The following is a 20,775-nucleotide window of genomic DNA, read 5'->3' as shown; positions in this document are numbered from 1 at the left end:
GAGTAATAAGCCAAAAAAAGGATAATGGTAAAAAACTATTCTTTTTTTCGTGGTTATCCTCTGCTTTCTCTCATAAATGAAAGTTTACGCTGCTGTCCCGATACTTGAATAGAAAAAAGCTCTGTAAAGGTTCCTCTTAACAGAGCTTACCGACATATTAAAGTATTTTTACCAAGTCTTTTCTAGCACTCAAGCAAATACTCTCACCTAGATAATCCATTTGCTCCTCATCAGATAGGTTAACAACAATCTCCTGAGAGCCTGATACACACTATACCACTCTTTTTGAACCAACAAAATGGACCTTTTTTAATTTAGCCTCAAACGTAATTCTATTAGGCTGAAAGCGACTTTGGGTAATGTTTAAGTGTCGAAGATGATACTCAGTCACTCCCTTGTTTTGAAAAAACTTTAGAGCATACTCATGTATATTCCTCCCTAAATCAGCTCGACGTTTTTCAGGAATTAGATAATAGATTTAGATAATAGATTTACATAACCAATCTCATTGCCTCTGACTGTCGTATTGTAAGCTTCAATTGACCAATTGGTATGCCATTTTCTACCACTATCACAAAATCATCGGGTATTTTCCAAGGAATAAACTTTAACACACTGTAAGTCTAAATTACACGATAGAAGAAAAAAATGAAAAAAGGGAACTGTTATGGCTGAAAATCAATCAAGTTTACCTTGAAAAATGTAGGAACTATCCGATATATAAAAATAATTAAGTGTTTATATTGAGAACAATAATGGTGGTGTGTGCTCAGTATGGAAATTATCGAAAAATATCGAAAAATGTCGAAAAAAGTCTTATATTCCCGAATTTTCTTTAAATAATTATTGTAAGCGCTTCATTTTAATGTTACATTATTGATTCATCCCTTAAAAATAAGGAAGAAAGGAAGTATTTTATAATCACTGAATAGAACTACATAGATTAAAAAAGGAGGATGAAATTGGTAAAAGAGGAAGCGTAAATGGGGATTTACACCACACACATATCTCAAAGATTACCAAACTTTATATCAAACTTGCGATTTTAAAAAGATTTTAAATGTCTCATGTATTAATATCATTTGAATCATCGTATTTTCAATGAGCCCACTCTAAAAAAGAGGATAAATTTTTATAATCGTAGAGAAAGATGGCGTGCCCCTAAATCCTATAATAAATATTTACAGATTAATATTTTTATTATAAGTTGGTTCTCTTAATCTTATTAATAGAACGGGGAAACCATTTTGCTGATATTTTCCGCTAGGGGTGAATTCAGAGATGATAGGGTATTTGTGTTTCCAATTCCTAACCCGACAGCTAACCTCGTCAGAGTCTAAAGGGAACATGTATGAATAGTCACGCCAATAGGAATCGACAAATGAAGTGTCTTTTCTTTCGGTATAAAGACAGAATTTTCAAAAAATAAAATTCACTTTCTTTCTATTTAATAACTTGTATCCCTTACGAGACAAAATGTTTTTACATCAAAGAACTTATGGAATGTGAGGAAAGTAAATGAAGAAAATTAAATTAAGTTTAGCTAGCCAAATATTCATTGGATTAATTCTAGGGATTATTGTTGGTGCCATTTTTTATGGTAATGAGACTGCCCAAGGCTATTTACAACCATTGGGAGATATGTTCTTACGCATGATTAAAATGATTGTTGTACCAATCATTGTTTCAAGTCTGATTGTTGCCGTTGCAGGGGTAGGCGATTTGAAATCAGTAGGTAAAATTGGTGCCAAATCACTTTTATACTTTGTGGTAGTAACGCAAATAGCAATTCTTGTTGGTCTGGTTTCCGCTAATTTACTTCAGCCGGGCGCTGGTATAAACATGAACCAGCTTGAACAAACAGATATATCCAGTTATGTAGATACAGCAGAAACTAAGCAGCATGAATCTTTTGTAGATACAATTGTTCACATCGTACCATCGAATCCGATTAAAGCGATGGTAGAAGGCGATATGCTAGCCATTATTTTCTTCTCTGTATTATTTGGCGTTAGTATTGCCGCAATTGGAGAAAAAGGTAAACCGGTATTTCGATTCTTCCAAGGTACGGCAGAAGGGATGTTCTACTTAACCAACTTGATTATGAAATTCGCTCCAGTCGGTGTATTTGCACTAATAGGGGTAACAATCTCTAAATTCGGTTTGGCGTCATTAATTCCTTTAGGTAAGTTAGCGCTTTCAGTATATGGAACAATGCTTTTCTTTGTACTTGTCGTTCTTGGAATTATTGCTAAAGTAGTAGGGTTTGGTATTTTTAAATTGATTAAGCTTCTAAAAGAAGAGTTAATTTTAGCATTTTCAACAGCTAGTTCGGAATCCGTCCTCCCAAAAATCATGGAAAAAATGGAGAAGGCCGGATGTCCAAAACATATTGCATCATTCGTAATTCCGACAGGCTACTCTTTCAACCTTGATGGTTCTACGTTATATCAAGCATTAGCAGCCATTTTCATTGCTCAAATGTATGGAATTGATTTGAGCATCATGCAGCAAATTACCTTAATGCTAGTGTTGATGATTACATCTAAAGGAATTGCAGGTGTACCAGGTGTCTCCTTCGTCGTCCTTTTGGCAACACTAGGCACCGTCGGTATTCCAATTGAAGGCTTAGCATTTATTGCTGGTATTGACCGTATTCTTGATATGGGTCGTACGGCAGTGAATGTTGTAGGTAATGCACTTGCAGCAATCGTTATTTCTAAATGGGAAGGTCAATTCCACCCTCCTGCCAATAATAAAAATCTAGAACAAGTATCTTAATATTAAAATCCAGAGTAGTGTGTCACTCTGGATTTTTTTGGTGTAGTTTTCTGTTTACCTTCACGTCAGATCATTCCTTCCTGCTTCCAAATTTAGTGACTTTCATTTTGTCTCAGTCAGAAGTCTTAAACATGAAAATGCCAGATTGCCAGATGTTCAATTACCATTTACTTTCTTTTAAGGCTTTACTTCCTTCGTTAATCTCGTATGAAAAAATTCAATAAAGGTATTATCGTAAAGGAAACCTTTTCTTTAAATGGATGAGATGAGAGTGATATTGTTTCTTCCTCACAGGACTAATACTTGCCTTGCTCATTAAGTATTAGGTGATTTTGTTTGTCTTGCATTTTAAACTTCATATCAGGGCTTCCTCCTTAAGGTTTTGAGTTAGAATGGTATCTACACTCATATCTTACTGAGGAGCTCTATTTTTTTCAAAATCAAAAAATAGCTATCTACAGGAATGCTAACCTGCCCCGATAGTTCCATAATAAAAAAGATTACCTTAGCCATTATTGAAGTAAAGTAACTGGTAGTTGAGTAAAAAAATAAGAGCTGTCGAAACAGCTCTTCGCATAAATCTTTCGCCTATGCTTACTTTTTCAAAACAGGAATCCATATTTCACTTCTAAATGTTGGTGAGGTTACATCTTTTTTTTCGTTCCAAAGGATTTCTGGACCTTCTATTTGTTCATAGTTAGAGGATTGAAACCATTCGGAATAAATACGTCCCCATACATTTTGCAGTGTTTCAGGAAAAGGTCCGACTGCTTCGAATACCGCCCATATATATGCATCAACTTCAAGCAGTGTTAAGTTATCTGGGCACTCCCTCGTTGAGGCTACGCCTATATAATGATCAAGCTCCCCTTTTTCCTCCAACCTGCCTTCGGAAAAGTTCGCAGATACACTAAGCAGTCCTAATGGGCTGACATTCGATAGTTTTTGTTGCAATTTGTAGCTGAAGTCGCTGGATCTTCACCCATTCGGCGTGTGCAAAATTCGTGCATCTCGCTCCAGGGGGCGGCAAAAAAAGACCCATTTTACCGGATCTGCACTAAGTTTCTTTCTCTTTGATGGAAGGTTGCTAGATGTGAGGCACCTAATTGCTGCAACATTTTCTTGTTCTCTGCAACATATTTTCCCAGATCATCTGGATAGTGTGAATCTGAAGAAAGGGTAATCGGAATACCTTCGTTAACAATTGTCGTTAGAAAATCAATGGATGGGCACATATCTTTGGCCGGATAGCGATAGTATAAACCCGCATTCACCTCTGTGGCGGTATTCGTTTCCTTTAGTGCGACAGCAATGCGTTCATACCATTTTTGATTAAAAGATTCATTGTTTACTTTGAAATTAAATACTTTTAAATTATCTAAATGTGCAACAAAATCAAACATGTTTGAACGGATCATTTTTTCAACTGTTTCATAAAAACGAGTGTACAGCTCTTCTAAATCATATTCTTCAAAGTGAGATGCGGTTTGTGGGTTATCAAATCCCCAGCCATCCATATAATGAATAGAACCAATCACATAGTCCCACGGTTTTCCTTCTAAGAGTGCTTCTAGTTCCTCTTCTTGCCCGACAAAATAATCCGCTTCAATTCCTAACTTTAATGAGACACCTTCTTTTTCCCAGCGTTTTTTTGCTGCTACAATCGCTTCAACGAACTCATCCATTTTTTCTGTCATGACATTTTTTATCCAATACGATTGTAATACACCAATTGAATCGCTCGGATCAAGATTTAACGCCTTTTCAAAATAATTTTTTGTTTCTTTAAAACGATACAAATGATCGACAATACCTACTTCTTTCAATCCGATTTGTTTCGCTTTTTTTAAATATAAATCAAGCCACTCTTCGCCGTAACAACCACCATTCAGTCGCTTTTGCAACTGATTCACTTGATACTCAATTTTTTCTTTCGAGCCGTATTCTTGCACTTCGTTTGGCTGAAAATGTCCAAGGGCTTTTGCCGTACGTTCAAGCCAATTAAACGAATACGGGCCTTCTTCTAGATGTACATGATAATCGATTAACATTCTGATCCACTCCTTTTTGCGATAATCCAACGTTTATACCATTCTTTCCATTCCTTCGGACAAGGCTGATTACTAATGACTTCATCAAAATGGCTCGCATCACCAAATGAAAAGAAAGACGGAATACCTATTTTTGATGAATCTACAAGTAAAATATTCTTCTTGCTTCTTGCCATCATTTTAGCTGAAACGAGTGACTCATCTAAATCATAATCATAGATTGTATCTCCAACAATTCCACCGCAGGATATAAACGCTTTATCCATATGCATATGACTTAACCATTCTAGCGTCATTGCACCCGAGACAGAGGATTGCGCAGGGTTCGTAAATCCACCTAACAAAATAACCTTGCCCGTCACACGCTTCTCTTCAATCGCTTGGTTAAAGCGATCTGCTGCTGCAATTGAATTTGTCACAACAGTTAAATTTTGAACATTTTGAATTAAATCGGCAATATGAAATGTTGTCGTTCCAACATCGATGCCAATCGTATCACCATCTTCAATACGTGATATCGCTTCGAATGCAATTTGTTCTTTTTCTGCACGATTGATATCAAGCTTCCGTAAGTAAGCTTGTTCTTTTTCTAATGTTGTATATAGAACTGCTCCTCCATGCACTCGAGTTATCTGCTCCAGTTCTTCTAACTCGGTCAAGTCTCGACGAATCGTTTCTGGTGTAACAGAAAACTTCTTTGCCATTTTTGCAACTGATACGCGTTTCTCCTCATTCACCCATTGAATAATTAAACGATGGCGTTCTTCCTTTAATTGATTCATGATAAGGCGATTACATCCTCTGGTTCTACGAATAATTGATATTCCATACCTTTTTCAAATGCAGAGGCACGATGATGCAATTGTTCAGTCGTAAATTGCTTATTGTCCGCATGAAAAGTTGTACGGATCACATTTCCATTCATAATAGAATCGCCAGCAATTGCGCTTAATTTGTAAGAGGAGACCTGAGCTTGTAAATGAATAGATTCTGGACGTATCGCATATTTATCTGCGGATAACGCTACATTTTTTCCAATTAATTTTCCTATCTGCTCTTTTGAAAAAACATTGTATCGTCCTATAAAATTGGCAACAAATTCGGTTTTAGGATGCGTGTAGATTTCAGATGGTGTTCCTTCTTGTGCAATCTTTCCATTATTCATGACGAAAATACGATCGGAAACAGACATCGCTTCTTCTTGGTCATGTGTAACAAGAATCATCGTCATATCCAGTTCACGTTGAATCGCTCGAAGTTCGACTTGTAGATGTTTACGAATTTGTGCATCAAGCGCACTTAACGGTTCATCAAGTAACAATACTTTCGGACGAACAACGAGAGAACGAGCAAGCGCGACACGTTGCTGCTGACCACCGGAAAGTTCATGCGGATACGCCTCTTTCTTCTCTTGTAAACCAACGAGGTTTAACATTTTCCCTACTAGCTCTCCCACTTCATTTTCTGGTTTTTTGAGCATCTTTATTCCAAACGCAACATTTTCATATACGGTCATATTCGGAAATAATGCGTATGATTGAAATACCATACCTACTCTGCGGTTTTTCGGCGAAATTTTCTTCATATCTTTCCCATCAATCATCACTTGACCGCCAGTCGCATCTGTTAGTCCAGATAATATACGCAAGATTGTACTTTTCCCACAACCACTTGGTCCAAGTAACGTGACAAATTCGCCATCTCTAATGTTCATATCAATTCCAGAAAGAACTTTTGTATCTTGATATTGTTTATAAACGTCTTTTAACACTACGTAACTCATGCGCGTGTCATTCCTTTCGCTCTTTTCGTTAATGTCGCCATTACTAGCGTCAAAATACCCATCAACACGATGTATACGAACACAATCGCACTCGCAACATGACCACTTGTACTTAATTTTGACATTAAATAAATTTGAACCGTTTCAAAACGAGAACCTACAACGAGGTTTATCAAAACAAATTCGCCAAATAAAACAGAGAATGATAATAGCGCTGAAACAAATAATCCTGGATAAACTGATGGAAGCAACACTTTCCGGAAAGCTTCCATTTTTGAAGCGCCTAGTAATTCCGCTGCATCCATTAATTGACGGCCTTGAACATTCCGTAAGCTATTTCGTGTTCCTTGGTACATATATGGAAGCACGCTAATGACATATACCCCGAGCACAGCGAGGATCATCGGTAAACTAGTTCCTGAATAAAACCGAATTAAACCAACTGCTAAAATAACACCAGGGAAAGCATATACCATCACAACACTTGCCTGGAACCACTTTTCTAACGATGGAAAGTATAATACGATCACGAAAATCGCCGGCACAATAAATAATATAGAAATGAAAACTGCACTACCTGAAAGAAGAACAGATCGTCCGAACGCTTCTATAAATCTTGCATCTTGAAATAAAGTCTTAATCCATTCCAACGTTAATCCTTCCGGTAAAATGGTTTTATTCCATTCCGTTGAAAATGCATACAAAGCGGTCGCTAGAATTGGTAGGGCTAAATATACACCGATCAGAATGAGGATGACGATTGTAAATTTTTTCATCGTTCTGACAAATCCTTTCTCGTTTTCTTGGTGAGCCATTCACTAAGTAACATCCCGATAATCATGATCACACCAAGTAAAACAGCAATGGCACTCGCCAATTCTGGTTGAGCAAAAATATCCCCCGTAATGAGTGCCCCGATACGAATTGCCGCTAAGTTAAAATTACTCCCTGTTAAGGCGTAAGCAGATGCATATGCACCTATCGCATTAGCGAACAATATAGTGAACGTGCCCGCAATACCAGGAAATAAAATAGGCAGTCCGATTTTTTTCCAAAATGTAAATTTAGAAGCTCCTAATAACGTAGCGGCATCTTTCCATTGTTGCTGAATACCGTAATAAATCGGATATAAAAGCATGATTGAAAGCGGGAGTTGAAAGTAAATATAAATGAGCAACAGCCCTGACCAACTATAAAGAGAAAAAGATAAATCCCAGCCGAACGAATCAAGCGCTAATGTAAAGAGACCGCTATTTCCAAGTAAGACGATAAATGCAAAAGCGAGTGGTACACCCGCGAAGTTGGAAGTCAAGTTGGACAAAATCAATAACCGTTCACGGACCGGTTCAGGAAAATACGTCATCGCATACACACCTAACAAGGAAACGACTAACGCGACGAATGCTGAAACGACTGACAAAGCTAAACTGTTTTTAAACCCTTGTAAAATATAAGAACTTGTTAACACTTCTTGATAATGTTCTAACGTAAACCCTTCACTATTTGAAAAACTACTCATCAACATGTAAAAGAGTGGTAAGAGAAAAAAAAACGTCATCAACAAAGCGAACGGGACTAGTATGAAAAGTACTCTTTTTTTTCCATTCATAATCATGATGTCTCCCTTTATTTAATTGACTAGACCCCAGGTATGATGAGAGGGACCATCGCTTCTGATGGATCGATTCCGAGTAAATGGCAAGCAAGTGGCGCCACTTGTAGCTGAGAGATAATTTGATCCTGAACAACCGGCTTCACTTTATTCGAAGCAATAAATAACGGAACATGGCGATCATTAGTTGTATTCCCACCGTGATTTCCATCGCTTGTCATTCCGTGATCGGCTGTCACGATAATGTTGTATCCAAGTTCCATCCATTCTGGCAACGAAAGTGCCAATAAGGCATCTGTAGCTAAAACGCGATTTCGATATTGAACAGAATCTGCTGTAAATTTATGTCCATCATCATCTACATTCATCGGGTGAATATAGATGAAATCTGGTTTCTTTTCTGAAACGAGCCACCTAGCTTCTGCGAATAAATGGTTATCTGGATAATGATCTTCAAAGTAGAACAGACCATTTTCAATAGGGGCATCTTTATCTAATTGAATTCGATCCATTCCAGGACGAAATGGCGCATGATTATATAGCTCACTTACCCAATGATAAGCAGCTGCAGCGGTTTTCTTCCCGCTGCGTCTTGCTAAATGAAACAGACTTTCTTGTGTTGATAAGCGGACGACTCCATTGCCAACAATTCCATGGACTAAAGGTGGCGTTCCAGTCAAAATCGTTTCATATAGTGGCCGAGATAAAGAAGGGACTTCCGATTTCACTTCATAACGCGCGACCTTTCCTTGTTCAACGAGATGTTGCATAAAACCCATATGAGAACACGCTGTATCAAAACGCAACGCATCCACAACGATCATAATTAAACGATTATTTGACATGGATTAACACCTTCTCTTGCCACATTTGAGGAATTTGTTTCGTTGTTTCTTCCCAAGCCTTTTGATCGCCAACTGGTTGGGCATTTTTATACATGTTATCCGGTAATAGAAGAGATTGAACTTCTTCTGATAATTCAACATTTTCACGAATTGGACGTGCATACCCTTTTGCTAAATTTTCTTGACCCTCATCTGAAAGAATGTATTCACGAGTCAACATAGCAGCATGCGGTTTTTTTGAATATTTATTAATGATTGTGGCATAACCAGATGTAACAGATGCCTCTTCTGGAATCGTTACGTCAAATCGTGCTTCATCAACTTGTTTACGATAACCCAGTGCATTAAAGTCCCAAAGTAAAGCAACATCAATTTCACCTTTTTCTAGATTAGCAACACTAGGATCACCAGCAGATAAACGACCTTGTTTCGCTAATTCTGCAAAGAAGTCAATACCCGGTTGAATATTCTTTTCGTCTCCACCGAAAGCATAAGCAGCTGCTAATATAGCAAATTGTGCTTGGTTTGCTGTTAACGCATCACCAATACTAACTGTGTAATTACCATTTTTTATATCTTCCCAAGAAGTCGGGACCGTTTTTACGTTATTCTTATCTGTAATAATTGCCATCGTTCCCGTATAGCCAACTACCCAGTCTCCGTTATCATCTTTCGCCCAATCTGGAATGTCATCCCAATAGGACGTTTTATAGGGAATCGTTAAGTCTTGTTCCTCTGCAATAGGTCCAAAGGCAATTCCAACATCACCAATATCAGCTGTTGCATCATTTTTTTCAGCTGCAAATTTTGCTAACTCTTCTGCACTCGACATATCTGTATCAGTATGTTGCACATTATATTTTTCGCCCAACTCATCCCAAGTTTCCACCCAGTTTGCCCAAGTATCCGGCATCCCAACTGAATTAACTTTGCCTTCTTCTTTTGCCTTGTCTTCTATTTGTGTCAATGTCAATTTGTTATAATCTGCTTCTTCTCCTGCGCTTGATTCTTTAATATTATTATTTGATGAACATGCTCGCTAACATTGAAATAGTCATTGCACCGATTATTCCTGTTTTCCACTTACGGTTCCAAGACATTGTCGTTTTCCCCTAAATATGTTTGTTTTTATTTTGTTTCACACTATGAATATACAAAACAAATATTAAGCAAACATAATTCCCACACTAAGCTTTTGTAAATCTCAATTTACAGAAGCTTTACATCCAACATTCTATTTAAGATGACTAAAGTAATAAGTACCAGAGCCGCCCGTCACCACGCTAAGGTAAGAAATTAGAAAAACTTAAAATCGGTGCCTGTCACTCCCGATATTTACTAGATTTTGTCGACAGAATACTAGAGAGGGAGAGTTCGTGATGATTGATGAATTCTGTTTTCTTTCAAAAACACCACAAAAACTCAGTCCTAAGACTGAGCCTAATTTAGCAGTATTCATAAGTGTGGCGCCTTGAAAGGCATCCTGGATTTGTAGATCATTGTCGAAGTGCAGGGCACCCCAATCTATAGGGCAGGTTAATTAACGGCAAAGCTTCTTTTTTCTTTCTATTTAAAAATTAATATTATTTTTTAAAACCTTATATACAAATTTTACTGTTCATTAATAATAACCAAATTTTAATTTTTATATCTTTATTGTTTTTTTGTTGTATCTCAATTCTTTTTGCCAAGTCAGATGATACCTTATTTAAATACTCCATAACTTTCTTTCTAATATCATCGGATATGACTATCAAGTCGCTAGCCAAATTTTCTACAAGATGTTCTTTTTCTATAGGAGTTAACTTCATATAGAATTCACCAGCCTGCATAAAATCATCATGCTTTGTTATAGAAGTTCTTTCTAGTTTTCCTTCAACATATCTTCCATCACCACTTGTAATTTGGTTAGCCGTTGTCCAGTCTTGCTGTTGATTGACTGGTACTTTTCGAAATTCAGGCCCAATTCTTCTTCTTTGAGAATCATTATAAATATTGGCTCGGCCCTGCAGTATTTTATCATCAGATAATTCTGCACCGTCAAGTAAATTTGAAGGGGAGAAGGCGACTTTTTCTACTTGTTCCATATAATTATCAGGATTTTTACTTAATACCATTTTCCCTACTGGTATAAGAGGGTATTCTTTCTCATCCCATACTTTTGTATCGTCTAAAGGATCATAAGAAAGATGGGCTTCATCTGCAGGATCCATGAGCTGAACGTATAAGCCATATTCCACTGATTTACCACCCGCAATAGCATCGAATAGATCTTTACCAGCATAATCAGGGTTTTCAGCGGCTAGTCTATTTGCTTCCTTGCGACCAATGTATTGTACACCTTCAAATGGATACCAATGGTATTTAACATACTTTCTAATACCTTGAGCATTTCTCCAAACATATGTATTCACACTATGTCCTGGTATGTGACGAAGACTTTTTACTGTACCTGCGTCAGAGTAGAGACGTACAATAAAATGAATAGATTCGGGTGCTCTTGCTACAAAGCTCCAAAATCTATCAGGGTCAATTAAGTTATTTTTGGGTGAAGGTAAGAATGCTTTAATAAATTCTGGGAAACGTATCGAATCACGAACAGAAAAGACGGGGATATGATTACATAAAAGGTCAAAAACACCTTCTTCTGTATAAAATTTTGTAGCGAAACCACGTACATTTCTGGAAGTATCAGGTGTTCCTTTCGTACTGACAGCTAATGAAAAGCGAACCATAACAGGTACCTTATGATCAGGATTTTGTAAAAAGTTCAGTTTTGTGTATTCGGACATCGAATATATCGTTTGAAAATAACCAAATGCACCAAATCCTTTCACATGAACCGGTCTTTCTAATATTTTTTCATGAATAAACTCTTGTAAGGACTCGTGGAGTACATTATCTTGTTCCAGTACAGGTCCTCTAGAGCCGACTGTCTGTGAATGAAGTTTAGCTGACTCATCATTAGTCCGTTTGGAGAGGTCTCTATATAACTTTTTTCTTTCATTTGAGTCTTCTTCTGATAAAGCTTGCGTCTGTTTAGAATCTTTTTCATTCATTATCATGGCCTCCAAAATTCATTTTCCTTCAATCGTTACTAAATATGATTATTAAGCCTCGAATATGTATCTTCTACTTTTATTTTCAACATTTATTAGAAATATAGTTTTTTAAAGTTATCAACTTTTTTCAGGACAATACAAAAAAGTCAAATTAAATCAGTGTTTGAACATACCGCTAGGTAAAGAAAACTCATATGCCGTGGGCCTGTTGGAATAGGTGGAATTATGAAAAAATGAAAATGACGAAGGGAAATTACATGTGCAATAAAAAAGTATTACTTTTCTTAGTTTGAAAAAACATAAGTAAGCTATATAAACCAATAACAGCAGTAATAAATAATAGTGTCATTAACATCTGTACTGTATTTACAGTGTTTGATAAATGACGTTTCCATATTTTCGTAATATTTCCTTTTAAAACTAAAATGTCCCTTTAGCTCAATAAGAAAAGCTAACCTTATTAAATAATCGCTCTGTAGAAGAACTCAATATAATAAATGATCGTGTATTCATAAGACTAATAAAATAAAATGCATTTTTTTAAAATGTATATATATGTTAAAATCATAATAACAAATATTGGATAAGGCGGATGCATATATGAGTAAAAATGAAGAGGAAAAACATAAAATAAAAAAACTGCATTGGATAGAGCAGGTCTAAGAACTTTTATGGGAAACCCTGAGGACTTTGAACTTTCTTTTTACGGAGTATTTATGGCTTGCGTCCCAATCTTCATATTAGGAGTTGTAGTTTGGTACAATTGGTAATTAACCAACATTTATTTATTAAAAAATGAAGATAATTAAGTTAACCACATAATAACCCAGTATTGCTAATATCGCTGCCCCCACTTTTAACCACATTTTTGTATCTCCTATTGTTGTTTTAATTCCACTCAGTTGGTCAGTAGTTATAGCTGTCTTTCTAAGGACATAGTTTAAAGGTAGAACTGAGGTCTAAATACCTTCTGTGTGGGTTCGACTCCTACGGTTCCGGAGGTGTCTTTTTATTTTTCGTTATACTGTGGTTTCATTCTTCCCACTCATAATCGGGATTAAATTCTTGCGGATCTATTTCTGCTTCTTTATATGTAACGGGTTTTCCATTTGGCAACGTGACAGTTATTTCGGTTTTTTCTTTATTTAATTCTAACGTTAGAAAAGAAGTCTTGTTTGATTCTTTGCTAGATATTATACCGGTTAGTTTTGATCCAGTAGATTCTGATAACTGGAAATGCTTTATGATTTTATCTTTTCCCGTTTTAGTGAATTTTTCTAATGTGAACTTGGATCTACCCTCACCACCGTCACCATCACTTTTGATTAGTATATAAGATCCACCATTCATCCAGCCACCATATATATGATACTTGGGTGCTTCGTAAGAGGGTACATCCTCTTGTTGTGTAGAATCTTTCACCTCATTTTTTTGCTCTACATCTACCTTTTCATTTTTTATGACTTGTTCTTGTTCGTTGTCACAAGCAGCAAGACTCCATATAACCAGGAGTCCTACGAAGATTTTTTTAAAAGTCAAAGGCCTGTCCTCCTAAAAGATGAATGTAAATTTCGAACCATTAAATTATCCACCCTAACATTGAGAGCAACCTCACTTATTGAAGTAAAGCACCCGTTAGCATTCCTGTAGATCGTTAAATATCAGGTTTGAAAAAAATAGAGCCCCTCAGTAAGATACGAGTATAGTGTCCAATCTAACTCAAAGTCTTAAGGAGGAAGCCCTACTATGAATTTTAAAATGCAAAACAAACAAAATCAACTGATTGAAAGAATTACGGATCAACATCTAGTTGTTGGTGTGGATATCGCCCAACACGTACACGTGGCCCGTGCTGTAAACTATCGAGGCATTGTGATCGGGAAACCTTTGTCTTTTGAAAATAACGAAGAGGGTTTTACTAGATTACTAAATTGGATCAAGGAACTAAAACACATGAAAAACCTAGACACCACGATAGTCGGAATGGAACCTACCGGTCATTATTGGATAAACCTTTCAAAGTGGCTAGTCAAACAAAACATGGATGTCGTTACGGTCAATCCTCACCATGTCAAAAGAAACAAAGAAAATCGTGATAATACGCAATCCAAAAGTGATAAAAAAGATGCCCTTGTCATCGCTGATATGGTGAAGAATGGCTATTATGCCTTCGTTCGTTCCACTTCAGAATCATTTGAAAAACTTCGTGTCCTTATGGCCAACCGAGATGTGATCGTTAAGCGCCTTGTTAGATCCATCAACCAGATTAATCGCTGGGTGGATGTTGTCTTTCCCGAGCTCCGGCAAGTGTTTAAAGACGTATCATGTAAAGGGGCAATCGCAACCCTACGCCTCTTTCCTACCCCAGCTGAAATATGTTCCTTACAGCCTCAAGATATCGTAACCGGGTGGAAATCATGTATGAAGCGACATTCCGGGCATAAAAAAGCCCGTTCCCTGATTACATTGGCCAAGTGTTCAATTGGTACGAAACAAGCCCTTGATGCGTATAAACTTCACTTGGAACAGTTAGTAGAGGAATATGATCTCGCTTCATCCCAACTCGAAAGAGTGACGCAAGAAGTCACAAACGTCTTGGAACAGATTCCATTTGTTAAGCAAATACTTGCCATTAAAGGAATCAGCGAAATTTCACTGGCGGGCATCTTAGGAGAAGCTGGAGATCTGAGTGGGTTCGCTCACGGGAATGCGCTCCTTCGTCATGCAGGATTGCATCTCGCTGAGGCAAGCTCTGGGAAGTGGAAAGGCCAAATTGTTCTTTCCAAACGTGGAAGATCACGCCTGCGGCGTTACCTCTTCCTTGCGACCATGAGTCTGGTGATGAATAACCCTGAGTTTAAAGCCCTACACTCGAACAATGTTAAGGTGAAGAAGATTAAGAAAATGAAATCCATCATGAAACTATGTGGAAAACTCGCCCGTGTCCTAGTAGGGATTGCTCGTAATGGCTCTGTCTATAAACCGGAAATGGTATTCCCTCTTGAACAACCAGCAGCGTAAATTTACATTCACATTGTTTTTAAGAAAGTTGGCTTATTCGTAGGATTTCAAAGAAAGCACGAAGTACTGGATATATAGAACAAAAGGGCAATGACCCGTTCCGTTAGCAAAACCAGCCTCCACCCCTTGGATAGGCATGACGAAGGAATGAAAGGGCATATGATTATGACCCGTTGAGACATGGGAGGGAAAGCCTCCAGGGGCAGCGTGGAAAATGCGTGCAGCATATGTAATAATATGGGATTCTCATTGGATCCCCTATTTCAACCTGCCCTCATCTTATCAAAACGGTCCTATCTCTTTCGTTCATCTAAAGCAACCTATACCATGTGGTTTGAAATCCTGCGAATAAGCGAGTATTCGTGAGCATTATCTATTAAACTGAGGGAGTTCTATAAGACCAATTGTAGAGTTGACACAAAATATGCAACAAAATAAATGAAAAAACGAACACCATAGGATGTTCGTTAAGAAAATTAACTCTTAGTTGCTGTATTGCCCATTGCAATAGAGATTCTATTCCAACTGTTTATTTGATTAATAATAAGAACTAGATCAACATATTGTTTCTCATCATAATGTTCTCGGACACGCTTGTATAAGTCATCAGGAACTCGTTTTGTTGGTATCAAGGTAATATGCTCAGTAAGTTCCAAAGCAACTTTTTCTTCAGGTGAATAAAAATCGCATTCTTCCCAGGCATTTAAACAATAAATTCTTTGTTCAGTTTCCCCCATCTTACGAGCATCGGATGTATGCATATTGATGCAGAAGGCACAACCGTTAATTTGAGAAGCTCTAATTTTGATCAACTCTCTAGTAGTTCGATTAATAGAAGAGTTTTTAGTGTACTTCTCCATATCCATCATAATTTTCATACCATCGGGTGCAACATCATTGTAGGAGATTCGTTGACTCATAAGGCACAACCCCTTTGCTTTAAGATAATTTTATTATACCCGCCGACGACCATTTATACCATTTTTTTACTTTAGGTATATTTATAATCAAGAGAAATTTTAGCTGGAATAGAACATTTAGTTGCTTCGCAGTACGTTTAAACAGAGAGACTGTACAGCACATATCCATACAGTCATACTGTGAAAACAAACGTCATTAACTGTGCGTTTACATTAAGCTTCTTCAACTAAACTACCTCTCTAGTTCCATAAGAAGAAAAAAGCAACAATTCGAAAGTTGCTTTTTCCAATTTATCTTATTCAGAATTTTGTACGCTAGGAGAACTTCAACCTAAAAAAAGTCGAATTCCTTACTATGCTAAGGATCCAACTTTTTTAAAAGAGGGTTCTTAACAGTTATAAAAATTGACTAGCATCGGTTCTAGTGGAATTTTTCCCCTTAACCTGCTTTAACATCGCTACTATAAGGAAACTAACAATGACTAATAAGAGCCATGAACTTACCTTTCCTAGATGAACGAGACTCCATGCATCGGTTTGGTTTGGATATTCCCAAGCTCCAAAGAACGTTGCGATATTTTCGGCTATCCATATAAAAAATCCGATGAGCACAAAAGAAAGTGCGATTGGCATACGATAACGAGTTCCAGCAACCTCGTATATGACCCATGATCGCCAAAAGACGATAATGACAAGTCCAGACAACCACCAACGAATATCAATCCAATAATGGTGGGTGAAAAAATTCAAATAAATCGCAGCTGCAAGAGGTACAACTACCAAAAACGGTGGCCACTTAACCAATTCAACCTTTAACCTTCTCCACGCCTGGCAAAGATAACTCGCTACACTTGCGTACATGAATCCGCTATACAAAGGCACTCCAAAAATTTTGAAATATCCTTCCTCTGGATAAGACCATGAGTCCATATGTACCTTGAAAAGTTCAAGAGCAAGACCAATAAGGTGGAACAATGTGATAACTTTTAGTTCGTCCCGTGTTTCAAGCCCAGAACGCACCATCCACCACTGCATCAGAAGGCAGATGATGAGCAGCCAGTCATACCGTGGCAGAAAGGGAAGCGGCATAAGTTTTGTAAAAGCCAACGAGGCAAAAATAACGGCAGGAAACAAACATGATAGGGCCTGCTCCCAACCAAAACGAACGAGTTGTTTTAGTGCTCTCATGATTAGTGCCTCCATTTTTTTAATGGTTAAATTCATGAGTAACTCCCCTTTTCTTTTTGTTCCTCTTTTTTAATCTTGGGTGTCGTCATCATTTCGATATTCTAAAATATCTCCAGGCTGACATTCTAAAGCCTTACAAATCGCCTCTAAAGTTGATAATCGAATCGCTTTTGCCTTGCCGTTTTTCAATATAGAAAGGTTAGCCATCGTTATTCCAACCCTCTCAGAAAGTTCTGTAACACTCATTTTCCTTTTAGCCAGCATCACATCAATATTGATTATAATTGCCATGTTATTCACCTCAGACTATTAAGTCATTCTCTGATTTTATATCGATGGCTTCTTGTAAAAGCCTTTGAAGAACAGCAGCAAAGACTGCAATCACCATTGAAGAAAAAATAATGACCAATCCGATTAATATGATACCTGGGGCGTCGTCCAGCTCCGCTATGAGATAAAAGAGCGGCATACCTACCACATACAAGATACTGATTGTGATTGCACAGTATTTTATTTTTGTTAGAGCACTTACAGATAATTCCGAGAAAGCTTTGTTCTTGTCAATATAGCTTAAAAGTTTAAAAGCTTGATATAGAGCAAAGTAAAATGGTATCGCCGATGCATACAAATCGATTAATACGAGATATTTGATATAAGTCATATCCGGATACAATTCTGCTGCAAACTTCGCTATCTCAGGCACCAAAAATATGCACAAAGCAAGAACTGGAATTCCAATAAGAATAACAGCTATCTTTAAAAAGAGTGTTGTTCCTCGTTTCATAAAAAGCACCTCACTTATTTATTGTCAATTTAATTTAACACGTTTTTTATCGTTTTACAATAAAACATTGTTGTTTTTTATTATATAATTATTGTTACCTAAATATCCTTTCATTTTAAAAAATATAAAAAAGCATTCCTCATTACGAAGAAATGCTCTATAACTTTAAACTATTCAATTTATAACTTGTTCAACTAACCTGCCCCGTTAGTGCCATAAGAAAAAGTATCGCCGCGACGAACCCTTGTTATTGAAGTAATACAATTTATCACAATGTGAGTCGGTATAATTCATTTATAAGTGAATTATACTTTCAGTTCTGATTATAAAGTCTATTTCGTTAAGTAGAAGTGACACTTCACAAATTTAGTGAAGAATAGTTCATTTAAAATTAAATAACTTTATTGTTTTTTTATAATTTTCTCGGTATTGTAGCGAGAAATTAGGCTTTTTCTTCAAAATGCCAGTCAGTGGTCGGTGTATTCTATAATAAATTATAGTCTAACCTTAACCTCAGTACCGTCCTTAGCTTTGACATCTACTAGCACGATCCCCTTATAATTTTTCAGTTCCTTGACGATAGGCTTTAGCGTTTTTTTGTCTATTAGTGGAAAGGTAAAGTCCAGTTTTTTTCTTTCGAAGTGGTCTTTTGTCCATTTGTTTGCATTTTGCTGAAAAAATTTTGAAGACAAAATTGAAATAACAATGTTTAAAATAGCATATGGAATTGGGATGGTAAACCGAACGTCTTTTGCTTTCACTTTTACATGCATCATAAGCAAATCACTAATCAATGATGACCGAAACGGTATCCCCGTTTGCCGATTTAATATCAACAATTTGGCCATCTAATTCGTTTTCGATTGCTTCAATAATAAGGCTTATGTCTATATCTTTAATGTATTTTTCCGATTGAGGAATACTCGTCGCGATGCTGTGTCCAGCCATTAATACTACCTTGACAAGTTTTATAGGCAAATTGACCGTGACGTTATCATTTTCGGCTGATACAACACGAATTTTTAATTTTTTATCTAAAAATTTAGTCGGTTTTTCAAAAAGCTTATTACCTGTTTCTTCTTTCTCTTTTAATACCTGGATCAGTTCTGATCCCTTATCTGCATCAATCTTCCCTTCTTGAACCATTGTTAACACTCTTGTAATTTCCTCTTTCATATGATAAATACCTCCCTATTCCTCTTTTAAGAGCTTAATGGCTTCTTCTGGTGTGATTTCGCCATTTTCCAACATGGTGACAACTTTTTTCTCGTCTACTTCATTTTTCTTCTTCTGCACATATCCAAGGGATGAAATGATGTCTGTTAGCTTGCCTCGAACCGTTGGATACGAAATCCCCAGTTCCTTTTCAACTTCTTTGATATTCCCTCTGCATGTTAAAAATACTTCCACAAAATGAAGCTGATCCTTTGATAAGGATGCCAGCTTAGATAATTCAAACTCATTTTCAATCGTAGTGTGACAATGAGAGCACTGCAACTTTGTAATTTTCAATGTTTTACTGCAGACAGGACAATTTGTGATTACTTTATAAGCCATAATGAAATTCCTTCCTTTTAGTTGATTCGATTATATAACAAGTAATTAAAAATATAAATAATAAAATTTAAATTTTTTAATCCAAAAAATCAATAATATTAATTTATTATTTAATATTATTAATTATCCATTTTCATTATTTACCATAATGTTTGAAATTGTAGACATTCATCTTGGTGAAAATACCCAGTTACATAATGAGCACGATTACTTAGTCTTTGAGATGCTGATAATAATCCATGGATATTTGATATTAATATTCCAACTGATGATGATTCAGCAGTCGTTAGCATTGATGTATTATTTAATGATTTAAACTTGAAAATTATTAAGCTTACGGGTTGATTAATCTCAGATTATGCAGTGGTTTGAGGACTTAGTCTACATTTTGGTTATTCCAGAATATGGTGCTAATGTTGAATAAAACTTAGATTTTTAAACGACTTTATTGTTATATTTTTAAGTACAGTGAAGTATCTTATATCGAAAATTAAACAACTATATTTTAACCCCGTCCTAAATTTAGAACGGGGTTATGCTTGTTTTAGATTTTTTAAATTAAATAACTTTATTGTCTTTTTACACTAAGAAGAACTTTATATTGTTATACATTGCAATTTTTTCTTATTCAACTATCCTGCCCCTTTAGTTGCATAACAAAAAGGTTGCTTCAGCAACCTCCCTTATTGAAGTAAAGCACCCGTTAGTTTAAGTAGGAAACTTCACAATCTCAATAGAGCAAAGCCTATTGGTACATAATCAAATTTTTATCTTTAGTTGTATAGATTCCAATAAGAAACACGAGGACCCTTATTTATTTTCTTGTACTTCTTCAATTTCTTTTGCGAATTTTTTTAGAACATCATCTTTCATAGTATCGTGAATTTCTACTTTTTCTACATCAGTATGCTTATCTAAATGTTCATGTGATTGCGCTCCTATTTTAGCAGTTGTTACCGCTTTCTCTGCTACTTCTTTTTCAACCTCTTCTTTAAATTCCTCTTCTTTATCTAGGTTGAAACGTCCATTATTCATATTAATCACACTATATTCACCATATGTGTTTTTGTTTAAATAAAGAACATAAGTATTATCTTTTTCCAATTCTTTATAATGTTCTGTTGTTAGAATACGATCAATTAAAGAAATAAGTTCAATAATCATTAACTCA

General features: G+C 36.3%; 20 protein-coding genes, 1 pseudogene and 1 riboswitch. Of the genes and pseudogenes, 3 read left to right on the top strand and 18 right to left on the bottom strand.

All coding sequences use genetic code 11. From position 1 onward, the window contains the following. The first annotated feature begins 1,203 nt into the window (after window positions 1–1,203). A riboswitch (cyclic di-AMP (ydaO/yuaA leader) is annotated at window positions 1,204–1,351 on the top strand. Window positions 1,352–1,518: 167 nt separating this feature from the next. Continuing rightward, complete coding sequence (locus JFU50_RS20870; RefSeq protein ID WP_201185466.1) at window positions 1,519–2,781, top strand: cation:dicarboxylate symporter family transporter; 1,263 nt, start codon at window positions 1,519–1,521, stop codon at window positions 2,779–2,781. A 594-nt stretch (window positions 2,782–3,375) separates the two neighbouring features. Here the strand turns inward: JFU50_RS20870 and JFU50_RS20865 are convergent. The 10 genes and pseudogenes from JFU50_RS20865 to JFU50_RS20820 all read right to left on the bottom strand — a co-directional run. Further along, a pseudogene (locus JFU50_RS20865) lies at window positions 3,376–3,729 on the bottom strand (GyrI-like domain-containing protein); the annotation flags it as partial. Window positions 3,730–3,824: 95 nt separating this feature from the next. Beyond that, window positions 3,825–4,832 (bottom strand): histidinol phosphate phosphatase domain-containing protein, encoded by a 1,008-nt coding sequence (locus JFU50_RS20860; protein ID WP_201185469.1) that lies wholly within the window; start codon window positions 4,830–4,832, stop codon window positions 3,825–3,827. Continuing rightward, the gene (locus tag JFU50_RS20855; protein WP_201185471.1) at window positions 4,826–5,614 is read right to left on the bottom strand and encodes a DeoR/GlpR family DNA-binding transcription regulator; all 789 of its coding nucleotides are present in this window, start codon (window positions 5,612–5,614) and stop codon (window positions 4,826–4,828) included. The genes JFU50_RS20860 and JFU50_RS20855 overlap by 7 nt, the downstream gene beginning before the upstream one ends. Beyond that, a complete protein-coding gene (locus JFU50_RS20850) occupies window positions 5,611–6,615 on the bottom strand; it encodes an ABC transporter ATP-binding protein (RefSeq protein WP_201223931.1) in 1,005 nt (334 codons plus the stop codon). The genes JFU50_RS20855 and JFU50_RS20850 overlap by 4 nt, the downstream gene beginning before the upstream one ends. After that, on the bottom strand, window positions 6,612–7,391 hold the full coding sequence (locus JFU50_RS20845; protein ID WP_201223930.1) for an ABC transporter permease: 780 nt from the start codon (window positions 7,389–7,391) through the stop codon (window positions 6,612–6,614). Before JFU50_RS20845 ends, JFU50_RS20850 begins: the two co-directional genes overlap by 4 nt. Next, a complete protein-coding gene (locus tag JFU50_RS20840; protein WP_201223929.1) occupies window positions 7,388–8,224 on the bottom strand; it encodes an ABC transporter permease in 837 nt (278 codons plus the stop codon). Before JFU50_RS20840 ends, JFU50_RS20845 begins: the two co-directional genes overlap by 4 nt. A 29-nt stretch (window positions 8,225–8,253) precedes the next feature. Further along, window positions 8,254–9,072 carry an alkaline phosphatase family protein gene (locus JFU50_RS20835; protein ID WP_201223928.1) on the bottom strand — a complete coding sequence of 273 codons (819 nt, stop codon included), beginning with the start codon at window positions 9,070–9,072 and terminating at the stop codon, window positions 8,254–8,256. Beyond that, window positions 9,062–10,087, bottom strand: coding sequence for an ABC transporter substrate-binding protein (locus tag JFU50_RS20830; RefSeq protein WP_446728187.1), 1,026 nt, complete (start codon window positions 10,085–10,087; stop codon window positions 9,062–9,064). Before JFU50_RS20830 ends, JFU50_RS20835 begins: the two co-directional genes overlap by 11 nt. Before the next feature lie 583 nt (window positions 10,088–10,670). Continuing rightward, the gene (locus JFU50_RS20825; RefSeq protein ID WP_201223923.1) at window positions 10,671–12,131 is read right to left on the bottom strand and encodes a catalase; all 1,461 of its coding nucleotides are present in this window, start codon (window positions 12,129–12,131) and stop codon (window positions 10,671–10,673) included. 1,035 nt (window positions 12,132–13,166) lie between these two features. Continuing rightward, window positions 13,167–13,673 carry a hypothetical protein gene (locus JFU50_RS20820; protein ID WP_201223921.1) on the bottom strand — a complete coding sequence of 169 codons (507 nt, stop codon included), beginning with the start codon at window positions 13,671–13,673 and terminating at the stop codon, window positions 13,167–13,169. A gap of 207 nt (window positions 13,674–13,880) precedes the next feature. Here JFU50_RS20820 and JFU50_RS20815 point away from each other — a divergent pair, with 207 nt between their 5' ends. Next, window positions 13,881–15,155: an IS110 family transposase gene (locus tag JFU50_RS20815; protein WP_201223919.1), complete on the top strand. Its 1,275-nt coding sequence runs from the start codon at window positions 13,881–13,883 to the stop codon at window positions 15,153–15,155. Window positions 15,156–15,631: 476 nt separating this feature from the next. Here JFU50_RS20815 and JFU50_RS20810 read toward each other — a convergent pair whose 3' ends face one another. From JFU50_RS20810 to JFU50_RS20780, 7 genes are all read right to left on the bottom strand, one after another. Next, window positions 15,632–16,075 carry a carboxymuconolactone decarboxylase family protein gene (locus JFU50_RS20810; RefSeq protein WP_201223916.1) on the bottom strand — a complete coding sequence of 148 codons (444 nt, stop codon included), beginning with the start codon at window positions 16,073–16,075 and terminating at the stop codon, window positions 15,632–15,634. 396 nt (window positions 16,076–16,471) lie between these two features. Continuing rightward, window positions 16,472–17,263, bottom strand: a complete 792-nt coding sequence (locus JFU50_RS20805) for a DUF817 domain-containing protein (protein WP_201225140.1) — start codon at window positions 17,261–17,263, stop codon at window positions 16,472–16,474. 69 nt (window positions 17,264–17,332) lie between these two features. After that, the gene (locus tag JFU50_RS20800; RefSeq protein WP_201185490.1) at window positions 17,333–17,554 is read right to left on the bottom strand and encodes a helix-turn-helix domain-containing protein; all 222 of its coding nucleotides are present in this window, start codon (window positions 17,552–17,554) and stop codon (window positions 17,333–17,335) included. A gap of 10 nt (window positions 17,555–17,564) precedes the next feature. Then, window positions 17,565–18,047: a DUF2975 domain-containing protein gene (locus JFU50_RS20795; RefSeq protein ID WP_201185492.1), complete on the bottom strand. Its 483-nt coding sequence runs from the start codon at window positions 18,045–18,047 to the stop codon at window positions 17,565–17,567. Window positions 18,048–18,541: 494 nt separating this feature from the next. Beyond that, window positions 18,542–18,823 (bottom strand): hypothetical protein, encoded by a 282-nt coding sequence (locus JFU50_RS20790; protein WP_201223914.1) that lies wholly within the window; start codon window positions 18,821–18,823, stop codon window positions 18,542–18,544. Window positions 18,824–18,833: 10 nt separating this feature from the next. Further along, entirely contained in the window at window positions 18,834–19,223 is a 390-nt protein-coding gene (locus tag JFU50_RS20785) for an SHOCT-like domain-containing protein (protein ID WP_201223912.1), read from the bottom strand. Between the two features lie 15 nt (window positions 19,224–19,238). Continuing rightward, window positions 19,239–19,604, bottom strand: a complete 366-nt coding sequence (locus JFU50_RS20780; protein ID WP_018393054.1) for a DUF2089 domain-containing protein — start codon at window positions 19,602–19,604, stop codon at window positions 19,239–19,241. Between the two features lie 148 nt (window positions 19,605–19,752). Between JFU50_RS20780 and JFU50_RS20775 the strand changes: the two genes are divergently transcribed. Then, entirely contained in the window at window positions 19,753–19,920 is a 168-nt protein-coding gene (locus tag JFU50_RS20775) for a hypothetical protein (RefSeq protein WP_201223908.1), read from the top strand. Window positions 19,921–20,414: 494 nt separating this feature from the next. Here JFU50_RS20775 and JFU50_RS20770 read toward each other — a convergent pair whose 3' ends face one another. Next, complete coding sequence (locus tag JFU50_RS20770) at window positions 20,415–20,768, bottom strand: hypothetical protein (RefSeq protein WP_201223907.1); 354 nt, start codon at window positions 20,766–20,768, stop codon at window positions 20,415–20,417. Between the last annotated feature and the right edge of the window lie 7 nt (window positions 20,769–20,775).

This window comes from Peribacillus sp. TH14 (genome assembly GCF_016651145.1).
In the GTDB taxonomy this organism is placed as follows: domain Bacteria; phylum Bacillota; class Bacilli; order Bacillales; family DSM-1321; genus Peribacillus; species Peribacillus butanolivorans.
Note: the sequence above shows the minus strand (reverse complement) of the source record. Positions and strands in the feature narration are given on the sequence as shown.